Genomic DNA, 15,430 nt, shown 5'->3' with positions numbered 1-15,430 from the left:
TGATGCGCCGGCGAGGTCACGCCGACGCACCGGCACGGGCTGTTACGCCGCCGTGCCGGAGCCGCGCCGTCGGCCGGCCAGCACGCCGTACGCGACGCCCGCCGCACCGACGACGATGCCGACGATGCCGAGGACCCGGGCGGTGGTGTCACTGCCGGACCCTGAGTCCGACGAGGAGGCGTCGGCGGCGGTGTTCTGTGCGGCCGCCTCGGCGTCGTCGCCCTTCGCGTCCGAGGAGCCCGAGGCGCCGTGGGCGTCGTCCTCGGCCGCGGACAGCTTGAGCACGGGCGCCGGGGTGTCGGGCTCCTCCTGGCCCTCCTGCGGCACCTCGATCCAGCGCACGACCTCCTTGTTGGAGTACGTCTGGATCGCCTTGAACGCCAGCTGGTCGGCGTCCTCGGGCAGCGCGCCGATGGAGACCGGGAACTTCTGGAAGTAGCCCGGCTCGACACCCTTGCCGTCGGCGGTCCAGGTCACCTTGGTGACGACCTCGGTGATCTGCTTGCCGTGCGCCTCCAGCGGCTTGGCCGGCTTGGCCTTGGTGACCTCCGCCTTCCAGCCCGGCACCGGCTGCGGCATCACGGACGCCAGCGGGTGGTCGGCGGGGAAGGTGACCTCCAGCTTGGTGGTGGAGGCGTTGTCGCGCTCGTTGGGGACCTTGAAGTCGACGACCGCGTAACCGCCCTTGGCGGCCGCGCCCTCCGGCTGCACGCTGACGTGCGCGAAGGCGGGGGCGGACAGGGCGAGGACGGCGATACCGGACACGGCGCCGGCGGCGGCGATACGGGAAGCCTTCATGGACGGAGTACTCCGCTTCGTGTGGACACCGGTGCTGACCCGGTGCCGGGTGACAGGAGGGATGCGCGCACGCGCGCGTGCCGCACGACGGCGGCCCCTCCCCGGGAAGCGGGACGGTGGTCGCGTCGTGTCAGGCGGCGAGGGCGAACGCGTCACTCGGCGGGCCGCGCCTGATGACCGTGTGCTGGAGTGCGGTGGTACGGGGCTGCGGCGGCACCCACAGGGCGGGGCGCGGCAGGCGGGGTCCCGTACCGGGGGCGCCGGCCAGCCCGGCGTGCAGGGCGCGCACCAGAAAGAGCGCGGCGCGCAGGGCGCGGACGAACGCCGCTTCGGCCAAGGAGTGGGCCGAGTGCGCCGACAGTTCGACGAGCCGGGCCAGCGCCAGGTCACCGCGCCGCAGCAGCCAGCCGGCGGCCAGGGCCGCGAGGACGTGACCGAGCAGCATAGGCAGGGACGGCAGCAGCGAGGCGGAACCACCGGCGCCGGACAGCGCGTCGGCCGGGTGGTGCGCCGCGCCGGTCCGGACGTCGGGGGCGATCCGCGCGTCGGTGAGGATGCGCTGGGCCTGGGTCGGGCTGATCGCCGCCGCGGTGGTCCCGCAGACCAGCCGTGCGGCCTGCTGGACCAGCGAGGCGTCCGACAGCGCGCCCGCTCCGGCGCCGGACGCCGCGGCCGGGGCGGCGACGGCGGTGCCGTGCTGGCCCAGCCCGAACAGGGTGTGCAGCAGGGTCTGTCCGACGGTGAGCAGTGTCGCGATGCCGGCCAGCGAGCGCCGGCGCCCGGCGAGTGGCACGGCGACCAGAACCGCCCCGAGGAATCCCGCGCCCAGCGACCACAGCGGAACGGTGGCGCAGGAGGCGAGGGTGTGGCCCGCCGCGGCCAGCACGACACAGACCGCGGCGAACACCGCGGCCCGCAGGATCCGGAGATCGTTCCCGGAGCGCGCCGTTGGCGGGTGGGGGGCAGTCATGGCGGCCTCATCATCGCACCCGCGGCCCACGCGCCGTACGGCAGGTCCACAAGATGCCGTACGACCGGAAGGTGAGGAACGCCACGGAAGATCACCTTCTGTTGCGGGCCGCGCCGCATACACCGATCGGCGGCGGCGACGCATCCGCCAGACGAGCGGTGTCACGGCGGCAGCGTGCTTACGCCCGGGTGTGAGGGGCAATACGTATCGGTATGTCGAGCCGCGGCCGGGAGGCTGGAGCATGAGCATCTGGTGGTCACTCCATTTGCGGCGCGAGGCTGCGAGCGTGCCCCTGGCCCGCCGCCTGCTGATCGGCACCATGGAGACCGCGGGCGTCGACCCCGACATCTCCTTCGACCTCTCCGTCGCGCTGAGCGAGGCCTGTGCCAACGCGGTCGAGCACGGTGGCGACGACGGGTCCGGCGGCCCCGGTGAGGCCTACCGCGTCACGGCCTACCTGGACGGCGAACGGTGCCGTATCGAGGTCGCGGACACGGGCCCCGGTTTCCCCGCCGCCGCTCCGGACGGACCGCAGGGCGTGGCCCGTCCGGCGCCCGCGGAGGCGGAGAGCGGTCGGGGTCTGTGTCTCATCCGGGAGCTCGCGGACCACGTCCACATCGGCAGTGCGCCGGGGTGTGCCGGTGCCGTGGTGAGTTTCGACAAGATCCTCAAGTGGCGGGAGAACGCCCCGCTGGTGGCGGTCTGACCGACACCAGCCGCGCGGGAACGCCGACGGCCGGGCACCGCGTGGTGCCCGGCCGTCGTACGACGGGTCAGCCCTTCAGCGCGGCCATCCACGCCTCGACCTCGTCCGAGCGGCGCGGCAGGCCGGCGGACAGGTTCCGGTTGCCGTCGGCGGTGACGAGGATGTCGTCCTCGATGCGCACGCCGATGCCCCGGTACTCCTCGGGCACGGTCAGGTCGTCGGCCTGGAAGTACAGGCCCGGCTCGACGGTGAGCACCATGCCGGGCTCCAGCGTGCCGTCGACGTACGACTCGACGCGCGCCGCGGCGCAGTCGTGGACGTCCATGCCGAGCATGTGACCGGTGCCGTGCAGCGTCCAGCGGCGCTGCAGTCCGAGCTCCAGCACGCGCTCGACGGGGCCCTCGACCAGACCCCACTCGACGAGCCGCTCGGCCAGCACGCGCTGGGAGGCGTCGTGGAAGTCGCGGTACGCGGCGCCCGGCTTCACCGCCGCGATGCCGGCCTCCTGGGCGTCGTACACGGCGTCGTAGATCTTCTTCTGCAGCTCGCTGTAGCGGCCGTTGATCGGCAGCGTGCGGGTGACGTCGGCGGTGTAGTACGTGTGTGTCTCCACGCCGGCGTCGAGCAGCAGCAGGTCGCCGGAGCGGACCGGGCCGTCGTTGCGGACCCAGTGCAGGGTGCAGGCGTGCGGGCCGGCGGCGCAGATGGAGCCGTAGCCGACGTCGTTGCCCTCGACGCGGGCGCGGAGGAAGAAGGTGCCCTCGATGTAGCGCTCGCTGGTCGCCTCGGCCTTGTCGAGGACCTTCACGACGTCCTCGAAGCCGCGCACCGTGGAGTCGACGGCCTTCTGCAGCTCGCCGATCTCGAACTCGTCCTTGACCAGACGGGCCTCGGAGAGGAAGACGCGCAGCTCCTCGTCGCGCTCGGCGGTGACCTTGTCGGTGAGGGCCGCCTCGATGCCGGCGTCGTAACCGCGCACGACGCGCACCGGGCCGGTGGCCTCGCGCAGGCTGTCGGCCAGCTCGCGGACGTCGGAGGCGGGGATGCCGTACAGCTTGCCGGCCTCGGTGAGGGAGTGGCGGCGGCCGACCCACAGCTCGCCCATGCCGTTCAGCCAGAACTCGCCGTTCTCGCGGTCCGAGCGCGGCAGGAGGTAGAGCGTCGCGGTGTGGCCGTCGCCCTCGGGCTCCAGGACCAGGACGCCGTCGTCGGTCTGGTTGCCGGTCAGGTACGCGTACTCGACGGAGGCGCGGAAGGGGTACTCCGTGTCGTTGGAGCGGGTCTTCAGGTTGCCCGCGGGGATCACCAGACGCTCGCCCGGGAAGCGGGCGGACAGCGCGGCACGGCGGGCGGCGGTCTCCGCGGCCTGGGCGATCGGCTCCAGGTCGTGCAGCTCCGTGTCGGCCCAGCCGGACTTCATGTTCTCGGCCAGCTCGTCGGACACGCCCGGGTACAGGCCGTTCTTGCGCTGCTTGACGGGCTCTTCGGTCTCGTCCGGGGTCTCCGGGTTCTCCGGGCCCGCTGCGTCAGCAGCAAGATCGGATACTGCCGGGGTGAGCTCCTGCGCCACGGTCATCCTCCTAGGTACGGCACTGGACCACCCCCATCGTACGGGCGTACGGAAGGGGGCCCAGGGCCGGAGGACCTGTTACGCGAGGGAACTACCGTCCGTTATGCGTGACATGCGGGGCGTTCACGCGGTCCCTGTGTCCGCTATGCGAACCGGACCGCCAGCAGGACGACGTCCTCCTCGGAGTCGGCTTCCGCCTTCGAGCCGGGCAGCACGGTGCGCAGGACGTGCTCGACGACCGCGTCCGGGTCGTGGCGTGCGGCCCGGGGTACTCCGGCCGCCGCCGCGTGCAGCCGGGCGAATGCGCGGTCGGCCGGGTCGCCGGTGCGGTGGAGCAGTCCGTCGGTGTACAGCAGAACCGTCTCTCCGGGTTCGGCCTCGAGCTCCACGCTGGGCGCCTCCCAGCAGGCGAGCATGCCGAGCGGCGCGGAGACGGAGGTCTCGACGAACTCGGTGCGCCGCTCCCCGATCAGCAGCGGCGGGCTGTGTCCGGCGCCGGCGAGGGTGATCCGGCGCAGCGCGGGCTCGCAGTACCCGAACAGCGCGGTGGCCGAGCGGGCGGGCTCGGTGAGCCGCAGCAGCAGCTCCAGGTCGGACAGGACGGCGACCGGATCCTCGCCCTCCATCACGGCGTACGCCCGCAGCGAGGCGCGCAGCCTCCCCATCGCGGCGACCGCGCTGGGCCCCGACCCGGTGACGGAGCCGACGGCGAGGCCGAGGGCGGCGTCCGGCAGCGGCAGCGCGTCGTACCAGTCGCCCCCGCCGCGCGGGCCGGTGCGGTGCCGGGCGGCGAGCTGCACGCCGGGCACCCGGGGGAGGCGGGAGGGCAGCAGTTCCTCGGCCATCGTGGCCATGGCGGCGCGGGTGCGCTCGACCTCCAGGAGGCGGGTCAGGTGCTGGGCGGCGTACCGGACGTACAGGCCGGCGAGGTGACGTCGGCGTTCGCCCGGTTCGGCGGGCTCGTCGTAGAGCCAGACGGCGGCGCCGAGGCGTCCGGAGCCCTCGGCGTGCAGGGGGAGGGCGTAGCTCGCGGCGTAACCGAGGCGGGCGGCGACCTCGCGGTGGCGGGGGTCGAGGGTCTTCTCGGCGAGCAGGTCGGGTTCGGTGACGCCGTCCTCGTCGACCGGCAGTCCGTCCAGGATCCGTCCGTAGGACAGGGAGGCGCGGGGCACGGTCTCGATGTGGCCGAGATCGGCGCGGGCGAGGCCGAGGCCGACGGTGGTGTCGGGGCCGAGTCCGTCGGCCGGTTCCAGCACGACGAGCCCGCGCCGGGCGCCGACCAGGGCGGCTCCGGCGTGCAGCAGTTCCTGGAGGCCGTCGGCGAGGGTGCCCGTGCGGGCCAGGCGTTCGGTCAGTTCGTGCAGGGTGGTGAGGTCCGAGACCCAGCCGGCGAGCCGGTCCTGGAGCAGGGCGCCGGGGGCACAGGGGGCGCCCGGGCCGTCGGTGACGGTCTCGGCGTCCGCCGTGCGGGACCCGGTCGCCGAGGATGCGTCCGTCGCGGCGGGCGCGACAGTGTGTGCGGGGGAGGGAACCGTTGAATCGATTCCGGCCACTTTCGCAGGGTGCGGGGCGTTCATGGCGTCCGGCCTTCCGACCGGCGCTTACTGCTCAAAAGCATCGCGAACCCCCATGTCATTCTGCGCCGCCAGCAGTGTCTCCACATGTACACGCACTCGTAAGGGGATGTCCAGCATTGTCCTGCAGGGATTCCTGGTGTCCGTGGGGTGTGAACGGCTTCCTTCCCGACCCCTTGCGGAAAAGCGAAATTGGCTTGAAACTGCCCCAGAGGACGCCTTGTTGCGGTCGACTGGGGGTGCTTCACGGAGCGTCACAGCGGTCGTGATGGGTACGTACTCGGAGAAGGCCGGGGGTGGTTGGGGGCCACCTGGAACCTGGCGACGGACCCGGGCGTCCTATCCACCGACGACCGTGCCCCATCCTCCCGTGGCGGAGGCGGAGAGAAATACGCGCGACGGCAAAACGCCATACTTCGCCACCCCCGCGCCACGCCCATGCTTTTGACAGACGCAGTGGTCGGAACCGTCACGGACGCAGTCAGTGCTCGACCCACAGGGGTTTCCCTTGCCCTTGGCGGAGGTGTCGTCCGGGGATTTCCCCGTGGGGGCGCCCCTCGGCAGGGGTGTGATGCGCCACCAGCAACGCACAGCGAAGTGATCGACACATGGTGTGAAGTGACCACGGTGTTGCCAGGCGTGCAACGGAAAGGAACGAGCGCTCATGCGCGAGATCCTCGGAAGGCGACGCAGGCTCCTGTCCCAGCACGACGACGGGCGGCCTGAGCTGATCGGCGCGGCCCTGACCTACGCGACGCAATGGCGGTGGCCCGTACTCCCGGGCGCGGCGGCCGACGAGCGGGCCCGGTCGCGCTGCGCCTGCCCCGACCCCGAGTGCACGGTGCCGGGCGCGCACCCCTTCGACCCCGGTCTCCTCGCGGCGTCCACCGACGCCCGCATGGTGCGCTGGTGGTGGACCAACCGGCCGGCCGCGCCGATCGTCCTGGCCACCGGTGGCAGCGCCCCGTGCGCCGTCTCCCTGCCCGCCCTGCCGGCCGCGCACGCGCTCGCCGCGCTCGACCGTGCCGGGCTGCGGACCGGCCCGGTCGTCGCCTCGCCCCACCGCTGGTCGCTGCTGGTCAGGCCGTACTCCATGGAGCAGTTGGGTGAGTTGCTCTATGCCAAGGACTTCGTCCCCGGCTCCCTGCGCTTCCACGGCGAGGGCGGCTATCTCGCGCTGCCGCCGTCCGAGACCGGCGCCGGTGCCGTCCGCTGGGAGCGGGCGCCGCTGCCCGGCTCGGCCGCGCCCTGGGTGCCGGACGTGGAGGCCGTGGTGGACGCGGTGGTCGACGCCCTCACTCGTAAGGGTGTGAGCGCGCCCGAGTTGTAGGAGTGTCCGGCGCGCGCCGGGCCCGGGCCCGCTCCCGGTCGTTATCGTCCGCCCCATGCCGCTTCATGCTGGGGAGCACCGTGCCGTCGGACCGCGAGGAGCCGTGGGGCCGCGCGCCGCCGTCGGACCGCGAGGAGTCGTCGGACCGCGCCGCGCCGGGCGACGCCGCGGTGGGCCGGACCGTCGGCGGATCCGTCTGTACGGGCTCGCGGGAGTCGTGGTGTGCGCGGCCGTACTGCCGTTCGCCGTGGCGTCCGCGGGGCCCTCGGGCGACGGGGGCCGGGATGCCCCGGTGGCCGTCCCGCTTCTCGCCCGGGGCGGGGACGGCAAGGCGTCCGCGTCCCCGACGGCGGCGGGCGCCGTGTCCACCCGTTCGCCGCTGCCGCCCGGTCCCGCGCTGGCCGCGCGCTGCGGTCCCGAACTCACCTCGCCCGCGGGCGTGGAGGCGCAGACCTGTGTCCTGACCCGGGGGACGGAGACCTGGGCGCGGACCTACTACCGCAATGTCACCGGCGGCCCGCTCGAGTCCGTACTGAGTCTCATGGGGCCCGACGGGCGCAGCGTGCGGATGCGCTGTGCGGTGAGTGCCGAGGACGCGCCGGGTACCTGCGAGACGCCGCCGGACGCCGAGGGTGCGACCCGCGGCGGACTGGCGGGGTACAGCGCGGTCGCGGAGTTCGCGCGCCGGGCCGGGTACGGGCCGCTGCTGCTGCGCGCCGGAAGCGGCGTGAGCGGCGGCAGTGACCAGAGCATCGGAGGCGCCGAGAGCAACTCACCTGTGCAAACGGGGAGTTGACGGGCGACTGCGGTGAGTGCACGACCTGGGACACGGAAAGACCCGGTTGCTGGCGACGGGGGATGCACCAGCAACCGGGCTACTGGAACGGTAACAAGAGATCGGCGGTTAGCAAATTCGATCTCTTGTTTCCGGTCACCGACTGGCCTGTCTCCACGGGGAGTTGTGACCGGAGTCACGCGTCCGGAGGGCGCCGCTCCGGCTGACCGGTCGGTCAGCCGGGGACGGCCTCGGCGGGCGGAGGTCAGCTGAGCGTGACCTGCCGGTTGGTGAGACCGCCGCGCGCCCGGCGCTCGTCGTGCGTGAGCGGGGCGTCCGCGGCCAGGGCCTCGGCGAGCCGCTCGGCGAACTCCGCGGCCGGCTTCTCGATGTCCTGCGCGGTGATCTCGCTCGGCAGGTCCCACACCGGCACGGTGAGCCCGTGGGCGCGGAAGGAGCCCACGAGCCGGGTGCCCTCGCCGAGGGACGACCGGCCCGCGGCGTGCAGCCGGGCCAGGGCGTCCAGAAGGCGCTCCTCCTCGTGCGGCATGACCCACCGCAGGTGGTTCTTGTCCGGCGTCTCGCACCAGTAGGCGGCGTCGACACTCTGCAGCCGGACGGTCGGGATGGCCGCGGCGTTGGCCCGCTCCAGGGATGCGGTGACGTCCGGCGTGGCGTTGTCCGGGTCCGGCACCCAGAACTCGAAGCCCGAGTGCACCTCCGGCTCGAAGGCGCCCTCGGGGGCGAGCAGGTCCTGCAGCCGGGGGCCGTCGGCCGGAGCGCGGCGGCCCTGCACCGGAGTGCCCGGGGCGGCGGTCAGCGCCCGCGCGAGGGTGTCGGCGAGGTCGCGGCTGATGTCGCCGGACGCCGTGTCGTTCTGCAGGCCGAACAGGACCGAGCCGTCGTCGCGGCGCAGGGCGGGCCAGGCCATCGGCAGCACCGTGGCCAGCGTGACGGAGGGGACGCCCTCGGGCAGGCCGTCCCGCAGGGTCAGCCCGACCGTGGCCGCCGGCACCAACTCCCGCAGCGCCACCCAGTCGCACTCGCCGGGCAGCCCCTCGAACGGGCGCTGTACCAGCGCGGTGGTGGCCTGGGCGGCGGGCCGGCCGTGACAGGCCTTGTACCGCCGGCCGCTGCCGCAGGGGCAGGGCTCGCGGGCGCCGACGACCGGGACCTCGGCGTCGTCGAGCTGGGGCCGCTTGGCCTTCGTCTGGGGTCGCTTCTTGGCCATCGTGGGTGTCTCCCGGTTACGGCTCTACTCGTACGGCGCGAGCCTAGCCGTTCCGGCCCCGGCCGACGGGACCCTGTGGACGACGGTCCGCCTGTGGACAACTCGCCGTCGCCCGCCAGGACCTCGTGCCCGCCCCGGCCCGCTCGGGGCACGGGCCGCCGGATCAGCCGAGGTCGTCGAAGGCGTCCGCGAAGTCCAGGCCGGGGATCTCCGGGACCGCCGGTGCCGAGATCCGGGCGGTGAAGTCGTCACGCCGGTGCCCGGCGTCCGGATCGTGCACGTCGCCGTGGACGACGACCCAGACCGTGACCTCTCCGCGGGCGTCGTCCCGTACGCCCCAGTCGTCGGCGAGCGCCGTGATGATGTTCAGCCCGCGGCCGCCGTGCGCGGTGACCGAGGGGGTCGCCGGAGCCGGGCGGGTCGGTCCGCCGCCGTCCGTGACCTCCACGAGCAGCCGGCCGCCCGCGTCCACCTGCCACGCGGCGCGGACGTCGCCGTCCCCGGCCAGGGCGTCACCCAGCGGCCGGCCGTGCTTGCAGGCATTGCTCAGTAGTTCGGAAAGGATCAGTACTGCGTCGTCGATGACCTCTTCCGTCACACCGCCTCTGCGCAACTGATCACGCATGCGGTGTCTTGCTTCCCCCACGCCCGCAGGGCCATGGGGCACGGCCATGCTCGACGACGTGGGCACCTCCTGTGCCACCACCAACGCCACCCCCGAGACCTCCTTCGCCCCACGCCACGGTGTGGATGCCCCATCGCTCCGAGCCGGAAACCGGCCGGTCTCCGTACGGTGACGCATTCGACACGGTCGAACACGCACCGAACGCGCCGGAGCACTCCCCGTAATTACATGGCTGGATCTGATCGGTGCGGCCGAGGCCGGAGAATGGGGCAGCGGGGCCGCCGGGTCAAGAGCCGCGGACGAACCGACGTCCCGGGAGTTCGGCGGGTCGTGGTCCGGGCGGTGCGGCGGTCGTGGTCCGGGCGGTGCGGCGGTCCCGGTCCGGACGGTGGGCCGGTCAGCGGCTAGGTCAGTGGCCCGGGCGGTTCAGGTGGTCCAGGACCGCGCGCGGCCGGTTGGTGATGACGGCGTCGACGCCCAGGCCTGCGCAGAGGTCCACGTCGGAGGTCTCGTTCACCGTCCACACGTGCACCCGGTGACCGGCCTGCTTCAGACGCGCGATGTACGCGGGGTGATTGCGGACGATCCGCATCGAGGGGCCCGCGATCCGAACACCCGCGGGCAGCCGCCCGTCGCGCAGCCGGGGCGAGACGAACTGCATCAGGTACACCGTGGGCAGCGTCGGCGACGCTGCCCGCACCCGGTGCAGCGACCGTGCCGAGAAGCTCATCACCCGCACCGGGGACTCCTCGGCCGAGACCGGTGCGTCCAGTCCGAACCGTTTCAGGAGCAGCAGCAGTCGCTCCTCGACCTGGCCCGCCCAGCGGGTGGGGTGCTTGGTCTCGATGGCCAGCTCCACGCGCCGCCCCGCGTCGGCGACCAGTTGGAGCAGCCGCTCCAGAGTCAGTACGGAGGTCTCCTCCCGGTCCTCCGGCCGGTGCTCCCAGTCCGGCTGCTCGTCGCGCGTACGCCAGAACTCCCGGGTCCGGCGCGCGCCGAAGTCCAGGGCGGCGAGATCGGCGAGCTCGAGCGCGGACACCGCGCCGCGACCGTTCGACGTACGGTTGACGCGCCAGTCGTGGACGCAGACGAGGTGGCCGTCGGCAGTCAGGCGGACATCGCACTCGAGGGCGTCCGCCCCGTCCTCGATCGCCTTCCGGTACGCGGCCAGCGTGTGCTCGGGGGCCTCCTCGGAGGCTCCGCGGTGGGCGACGACCTGAATCCGGTGCTGTCGTGCGTGGGTCACCGCGTCATGGTGCCACCGCGGGCGGGTAGACGTGCCATCGGTGGAATCGGCAACGCGTCCGTTTAGTCTTGGATGACCTATGTAAAGAACGGTCGGGGACCCACAGCAACGGCTTATGGTGCCCTGACGGCCCGTGGGAAAAGCTGATGGCATACAAAAACACCGGCACATCCGCATTGCGCCGGACCGTGGAACAGCGCGTGATCGTGGCTGAGCGCGACCAGGGTGAGCGACAACCAGCCGTGGAACGAGGAGAGAAGCTGTGAGCACCGAGAACGAGGGCACCGCGGTACCCCCGGCCCCGTCCGCACCTCCCGTGCCGGTGGATGCTCCCGCTGCCTCCGCCCAGCCCCAGCCCCGACCTCCCGCCCCGCACACCTCCCACCCGGCCCCCGGGTCCCCCGAGGCCCCGGAGTCCACCCCCGAGTCCCCGGCTGCTCCCCCCACCCAGGCCCCGGTGACCCAGGCCCACCAAGCGCCGCAGGATCAGCCGGCCCCCCAAGGGGGCGAGATCCCCCAGACGCCCACGGCTCCCGACGCCTCGTGGCCCCCGCCCCCGCCGCCGGGCACCCCGGCTCAGACCCCGACGTACGGCGCGGGCGGCGGCGACGGCTTCGGTCACGGCAACGGCTTCGGCGACGGCTCGGGTCACGGCCCGGGCGAGGGCGCCGGCGGCGGGGCGGGCGGCTGGGGAGCCTCGTACCAGCAGCCCGCCCCGAAGCCGGGCCGCGGACGGGGTGGATTGGTCGCCGGCGTCCTGATCGCCGCGCTCGTCGCGGGCGGCCTGGGCGGTGGTCTCGGCTACACCCTGGCCAGGAACAACGACGGGAACGGCTCCACCACGGTCTCCGCCTCCGACACCGGCGGCTCCCTCAAGCGTGACGCGGGCACCGTCGCCGGGGTGGCCGCCAAGGCGCTGCCCAGCACGGTCACCATCCAGGCCGAGGGAAGCAATGGGGAGGGCGGCACCGGCACCGGGTTCGTCTTCGACAAGGAAGGCCACATCGTCACCAACAACCACGTGGTGGCGGAGGCGGTCGACGGCGGCAAGCTCAGCGCGACCTTCCCCAACGGCAAGAAGTACGACGCCCAGGTGGTCGGCCACGCCCAGGGCTACGACGTCGCGGTCATCAAACTCGAGAACGCCCCCTCGGACCTGAACCCCCTCCCCCTCGGCGACTCCGACAAGGTCGCGGTGGGCGACTCGACGATCGCCATCGGCGCCCCGTTCGGCCTGTCCAACACGGTGACCACGGGCATCATCAGCGCCAAGAACCGCCCCGTGGCCTCCAGCGACGGCAGCGCCGACAGCAAGGCCTCGTACATGAGCGCCCTGCAGACCGACGCGTCGATCAACCCGGGCAACTCCGGCGGCCCGCTGCTGGACGCGCAGGGCAACGTCATCGGCATCAACTCCGCGATCCAGTCCACCAGCAACGGCGGCTTCGGCACCGGCCAGGCCGGCTCCATCGGCCTGGGCTTCGCGATCCCCATCAACCAGGCCGAGTTCGTCGCCCAGCAACTGATCGAGAACGGCAAGCCGGTGTACGCGAAGATCGGCGCCTCCGTCTCCCTGGAGGAGACGACGAACGGCGCCAAGCTCACCGAGCAGGGCGTGGGCGGCTCCGACCCCGTCGAGAAGGGCGGCCCCGCCGACGACGCGGGCCTGAAGCCCGGTGACGTCATCACCAAGCTCGACGACCGGGTGATCGACAGCGGTCCCACCCTGATCGGCGAGATCTGGACCCACAAGCCCGGCGACGAGGTCACGGTCACCTACGAGCGCGGCGGCAAGCAGCACACCACCGAGGTCACCCTGGGCTCGAAGGTCGGCGACGACTGATCCACCTCGCTCCCCGCACGACCGCCTCCTTCGCCACCGGGATCCGCCCGGTGGCGAAGTGCGTTGTACGGGTGGTCAGATGACGACGACCCGACGCCCGCGCGTGTGACCGGCCCGGCTGTCGACGTGCGCCGCCGCGGCCTCGGCGAGTGAGTACGACTTCTCGACCGGGATGTGGAGCCGGCCCCGCGCGATCAGGTCCACGGCCTCGGCGAGCGCCGCCGGCATACTTCCGGCCACCCCGGAGAACCGCACGCCGAACTCGGGCGCCCCCAGGTCGGCGATGCTGACGACATGTTCCGCGTTCCCGGTCAGCTCGACGAGTTCGCGAACGACCCCCGAGCCGGCCAGATCGAGAGCCGCGTCGACGGGACCGAGCCGCCGCACCCGCTCCACCCAGCCCTCGCCGTACGTCGTGGCGAGGGCGCCGAGCCCGCGCAGGTACTCCTGGTTCGCGGCACCGGCCGTACCGATCACCCTGATGCCGCGGTCACGGGCGATCTGCAGCACCGCCGAACCGACTCCCCCCGACGCGCCGCTGATCAGGAGCGTCTGCCCGGGCCGCACACCGACCTCGCGGACGACGCGCAGCGCGGTCTCCACCACGGAGGGATACCCGGCCGCCTCCTCGAACGACAGCCCCTCGGGCATCCGCGCCCAGGCCCCGAGCACGGCGAACTCGGCATACGTGCTGCTGCCCTCGCCGAACACCCGGTCGCCGACCTCGACCCCCGTGACCCCCTCACCGACCTCGTCCACGACCCCGGCGGCGTCGATCCCGACCCCCGAGGGCAGCACGACCGGATGGGCTCCCAGAACCTGCCCCTCCCTGATTCTCCAGTCGACGGGATTCACGCCCGCCGCGCGCACGGTGACGCGTATCTCGCCGGGGCCCGGACGGGGCTCCTCGGCGTCGACGAGTTGCAGAACGTCCGGACCACCGAACTCGGCGAAGCTCACTTTCTTCATGCCGTCGAACGTAACACTAACCGATAGTTTTTCATAACGGTTATTGTTTCATACCTGCTAGCCTGCCGAGTATGACCGTGCAGCAGTCCGGCCGTCGTGAGCGCAAGAAGGCCGCGACCCGCCAGAAGATCGCCGACACCGCGCTGCGGCTCTTCCTGGAGCGCGGATACGACGCGGTGGGCATCCGTGACGTGGCCGCCGAGGCCGACGTCGCCGTCACCACGCTCTTCTCCCACTTCGCATCGAAAGAGGCGCTGGTCTTCGAGCAGGACGAGGACTTCGAGCACCGCCTCACGCAGGCGGTATCCGACCGGTCCCCGCACGAGCCGCTCATCCCCGCGCTCCGCCGCGAGATCCTGGCCCTGGTGCGGCACTGCACCGCCGACGACGCCGCCCCGATCTGGCGCATGATCGACGCGTCCCCCGCCCTGCGGAAGTACGACGAGTCGGTGCGCCTGCGCCACGCGGACACCCTCGCGCGGGCCATCGCCGCCGACCCCGACCCGACCCGGAGCGAGACGGCCGCCCGCACCATCGCGCGGTTCGTGATCGACGCCTACTCGCTGTCCCGCGAGGCCCCCGATCCGGAAGCCGCCCTGGACGAGATCTTCCCGATGATCGAGGCCGCCTGGGAGGAGGCCGCCCGCCCTCCCCGCCACACGTGAGCGCGCCCGGCGGACGGTGCCGGTAGCGTCCTGCGGCGTGACCGCACGTCCCCCCGGGGCCGCGCGCAGACTTGCGGAACAGATGGTCGCGGACCGATCAAGCCGCTAGGGATGGACGTGTTACCCCATGTGGGACTGCACGTGGTCGACGACCTTGGCGAACTCCTTGGTCGGGGAGAAGTCCAGGTACTCGCAGTCCTCGACGGCCTCCGGTGCATGGCCGGGAGGCCAGTAGAAAGCCTGTCCGGCCTCGTAGATCTCGTCGCCGTTCTTCGTGTGCATCCTCAGTCGACCTTTGAGCAGGTATCCCCAGTGGGGACACTGGCACAGATCGTCGGGCAGTCCCACAAGGATGGGTGCCAGGTTCGCGCCCTGAGGAAGCCGCATGAAGCCGACGGTCACGTTTCCCCCGACCTCCGCTGTGCGCAGCTCGACGCCATTGCCTTCGATCGTTACGGGAGTCTCGCTCCGCCTTGTCGCCGTCATGGCCCCTCCAGCGGCCGACTGTTCGTCCAGGGGCCGCAGGGAATTGAAACAGCCTGCTCGTCAAGTGTGACGCAAATCACTGTCGCGCGCGACGTGGGGTGCCGTGCGGCGAAGGCCCGGCACGTGAACGCTCCGACGGCACGCGAAGAGTGTCGATCACCAGCACCGGCGACCGGTCGGAGGACGGGAAACCTCACCGCGACGACGCTGTCCGATCCCACGGATCAGAAGGTCGCCGGTCTTCGAGCGAAAGAGCAGAGGTGATGGACCCCGTGTGACCACCGCCCCCGTGCGACGCCTGGGGCCGGTACGCTGTACCCGCTCCGCCCCCGGCGGGACGGTGCGCGGGTGGGTTGCCCGAGCGGCCTAAGGGAACGGTCTTGAAAACCGTCGTGGCAGCGATGTCACCGTGGGTTCAAATCCCACACCCACCGCAGTGAGTACGGCCCCTGACCAGGTTTGACGGTCAGGGGCCGCTGCCATGCGCTTGCCCGTCAGAGCGTGCGGGACTGCTTGGAGGGTATAGCCGGGCGGTTCGTCCGGTCTGAGAGGGCGTTAAGTCCCGTTCCTGATGATGTGGTGTCGCCCGTTCGTGGGTGATGGGGCGGTTTCGCCCTCGTGTCATGGCGTGTACATGATGGG

General features: G+C 72.4%; 14 protein-coding genes and 1 tRNA gene. 6 read left to right on the top strand and 9 right to left on the bottom strand.

Annotation, left to right across the window (positions count from 1 at the left end; translation table 11 throughout):
- Positions 1 to 42 precede the first annotated feature (42 nt).
- A complete protein-coding gene (locus AB0P07_RS23335; RefSeq protein ID WP_365553402.1) occupies positions 43 to 798 on the bottom strand; it encodes a YcnI family protein in 756 nt (251 codons plus the stop codon).
- A 130-nt stretch (positions 799 to 928) separates the two neighbouring features.
- Complete coding sequence (locus AB0P07_RS23330) at positions 929 to 1,768, bottom strand: hypothetical protein (RefSeq protein WP_365553400.1); 840 nt, start codon at positions 1,766 to 1,768, stop codon at positions 929 to 931.
- Between the two features lie 241 nt (positions 1,769 to 2,009).
- Here AB0P07_RS23330 and AB0P07_RS23325 point away from each other — a divergent pair, with 241 nt between their 5' ends.
- Positions 2,010 to 2,474 (top strand): ATP-binding protein, encoded by a 465-nt coding sequence (locus AB0P07_RS23325; protein ID WP_365553398.1) that lies wholly within the window; start codon positions 2,010 to 2,012, stop codon positions 2,472 to 2,474.
- A 67-nt stretch (positions 2,475 to 2,541) separates the two neighbouring features.
- On the opposite strand, the gene AB0P07_RS23320 is transcribed toward AB0P07_RS23325, so the two are convergent.
- Positions 2,542 to 4,050 (bottom strand): aminopeptidase P family protein, encoded by a 1,509-nt coding sequence (locus AB0P07_RS23320; RefSeq protein WP_365553397.1) that lies wholly within the window; start codon positions 4,048 to 4,050, stop codon positions 2,542 to 2,544.
- 137 nt (positions 4,051 to 4,187) lie between these two features.
- The gene (locus tag AB0P07_RS23315) at positions 4,188 to 5,621 is read right to left on the bottom strand and encodes a PP2C family protein-serine/threonine phosphatase (protein ID WP_365553396.1); all 1,434 of its coding nucleotides are present in this window, start codon (positions 5,619 to 5,621) and stop codon (positions 4,188 to 4,190) included.
- 661 nt (positions 5,622 to 6,282) lie between these two features.
- Between AB0P07_RS23315 and AB0P07_RS23310 the strand changes: the two genes are divergently transcribed.
- Together AB0P07_RS23310 and AB0P07_RS23305 are read left to right on the top strand one after the other, a co-directional pair.
- On the top strand, positions 6,283 to 6,948 hold the full coding sequence (locus AB0P07_RS23310; protein WP_365553394.1) for a bifunctional DNA primase/polymerase: 666 nt from the start codon (positions 6,283 to 6,285) through the stop codon (positions 6,946 to 6,948).
- Between the two features lie 190 nt (positions 6,949 to 7,138).
- The gene (locus tag AB0P07_RS23305; RefSeq protein ID WP_365553912.1) at positions 7,139 to 7,744 is read left to right on the top strand and encodes a hypothetical protein; all 606 of its coding nucleotides are present in this window, start codon (positions 7,139 to 7,141) and stop codon (positions 7,742 to 7,744) included.
- A gap of 244 nt (positions 7,745 to 7,988) precedes the next feature.
- On the opposite strand, the gene AB0P07_RS23300 is transcribed toward AB0P07_RS23305, so the two are convergent.
- From AB0P07_RS23300 to AB0P07_RS23290, 3 genes are all read right to left on the bottom strand, one after another.
- Entirely contained in the window at positions 7,989 to 8,954 is a 966-nt protein-coding gene (locus tag AB0P07_RS23300; protein ID WP_365553392.1) for a DUF5926 family protein, read from the bottom strand.
- A 163-nt stretch (positions 8,955 to 9,117) separates the two neighbouring features.
- The gene (locus tag AB0P07_RS23295; RefSeq protein WP_365553390.1) at positions 9,118 to 9,756 is read right to left on the bottom strand and encodes an ATP-binding protein; all 639 of its coding nucleotides are present in this window, start codon (positions 9,754 to 9,756) and stop codon (positions 9,118 to 9,120) included.
- A gap of 232 nt (positions 9,757 to 9,988) precedes the next feature.
- Positions 9,989 to 10,825, bottom strand: a complete 837-nt coding sequence (locus AB0P07_RS23290; RefSeq protein ID WP_365553388.1) for a glycerophosphodiester phosphodiesterase — start codon at positions 10,823 to 10,825, stop codon at positions 9,989 to 9,991.
- Between the two features lie 262 nt (positions 10,826 to 11,087).
- Between AB0P07_RS23290 and AB0P07_RS23285 the strand changes: the two genes are divergently transcribed.
- The gene (locus AB0P07_RS23285) at positions 11,088 to 12,668 is read left to right on the top strand and encodes a trypsin-like peptidase domain-containing protein (protein ID WP_365553386.1); all 1,581 of its coding nucleotides are present in this window, start codon (positions 11,088 to 11,090) and stop codon (positions 12,666 to 12,668) included.
- Positions 12,669 to 12,743: 75 nt separating this feature from the next.
- On the opposite strand, the gene AB0P07_RS23280 is transcribed toward AB0P07_RS23285, so the two are convergent.
- Entirely contained in the window at positions 12,744 to 13,637 is an 894-nt protein-coding gene (locus AB0P07_RS23280) for an NADP-dependent oxidoreductase (RefSeq protein WP_365553384.1), read from the bottom strand.
- 71 nt (positions 13,638 to 13,708) lie between these two features.
- Between AB0P07_RS23280 and AB0P07_RS23275 the strand changes: the two genes are divergently transcribed.
- Positions 13,709 to 14,302, top strand: a complete 594-nt coding sequence (locus AB0P07_RS23275; RefSeq protein ID WP_365553382.1) for a helix-turn-helix domain-containing protein — start codon at positions 13,709 to 13,711, stop codon at positions 14,300 to 14,302.
- A gap of 120 nt (positions 14,303 to 14,422) precedes the next feature.
- On the opposite strand, the gene AB0P07_RS23270 is transcribed toward AB0P07_RS23275, so the two are convergent.
- The gene (locus tag AB0P07_RS23270; RefSeq protein WP_365553380.1) at positions 14,423 to 14,584 is read right to left on the bottom strand and encodes a hypothetical protein; all 162 of its coding nucleotides are present in this window, start codon (positions 14,582 to 14,584) and stop codon (positions 14,423 to 14,425) included.
- 551 nt (positions 14,585 to 15,135) lie between these two features.
- Here AB0P07_RS23270 and AB0P07_RS23265 point away from each other — a divergent pair.
- A tRNA-Ser gene (locus AB0P07_RS23265) sits at positions 15,136 to 15,222 on the top strand.
- The last annotated feature ends 208 nt before the right edge of the window (positions 15,223 to 15,430 follow it).

The sequence above is a fragment of the Streptomyces sp. NPDC085944 genome, from assembly GCF_040686295.1.
Classification (GTDB): Bacteria; Actinomycetota; Actinomycetes; order Streptomycetales; family Streptomycetaceae; genus Streptomyces; species Streptomyces salinarius.
This window is presented reverse-complemented; position numbering and strand designations above follow the sequence as displayed.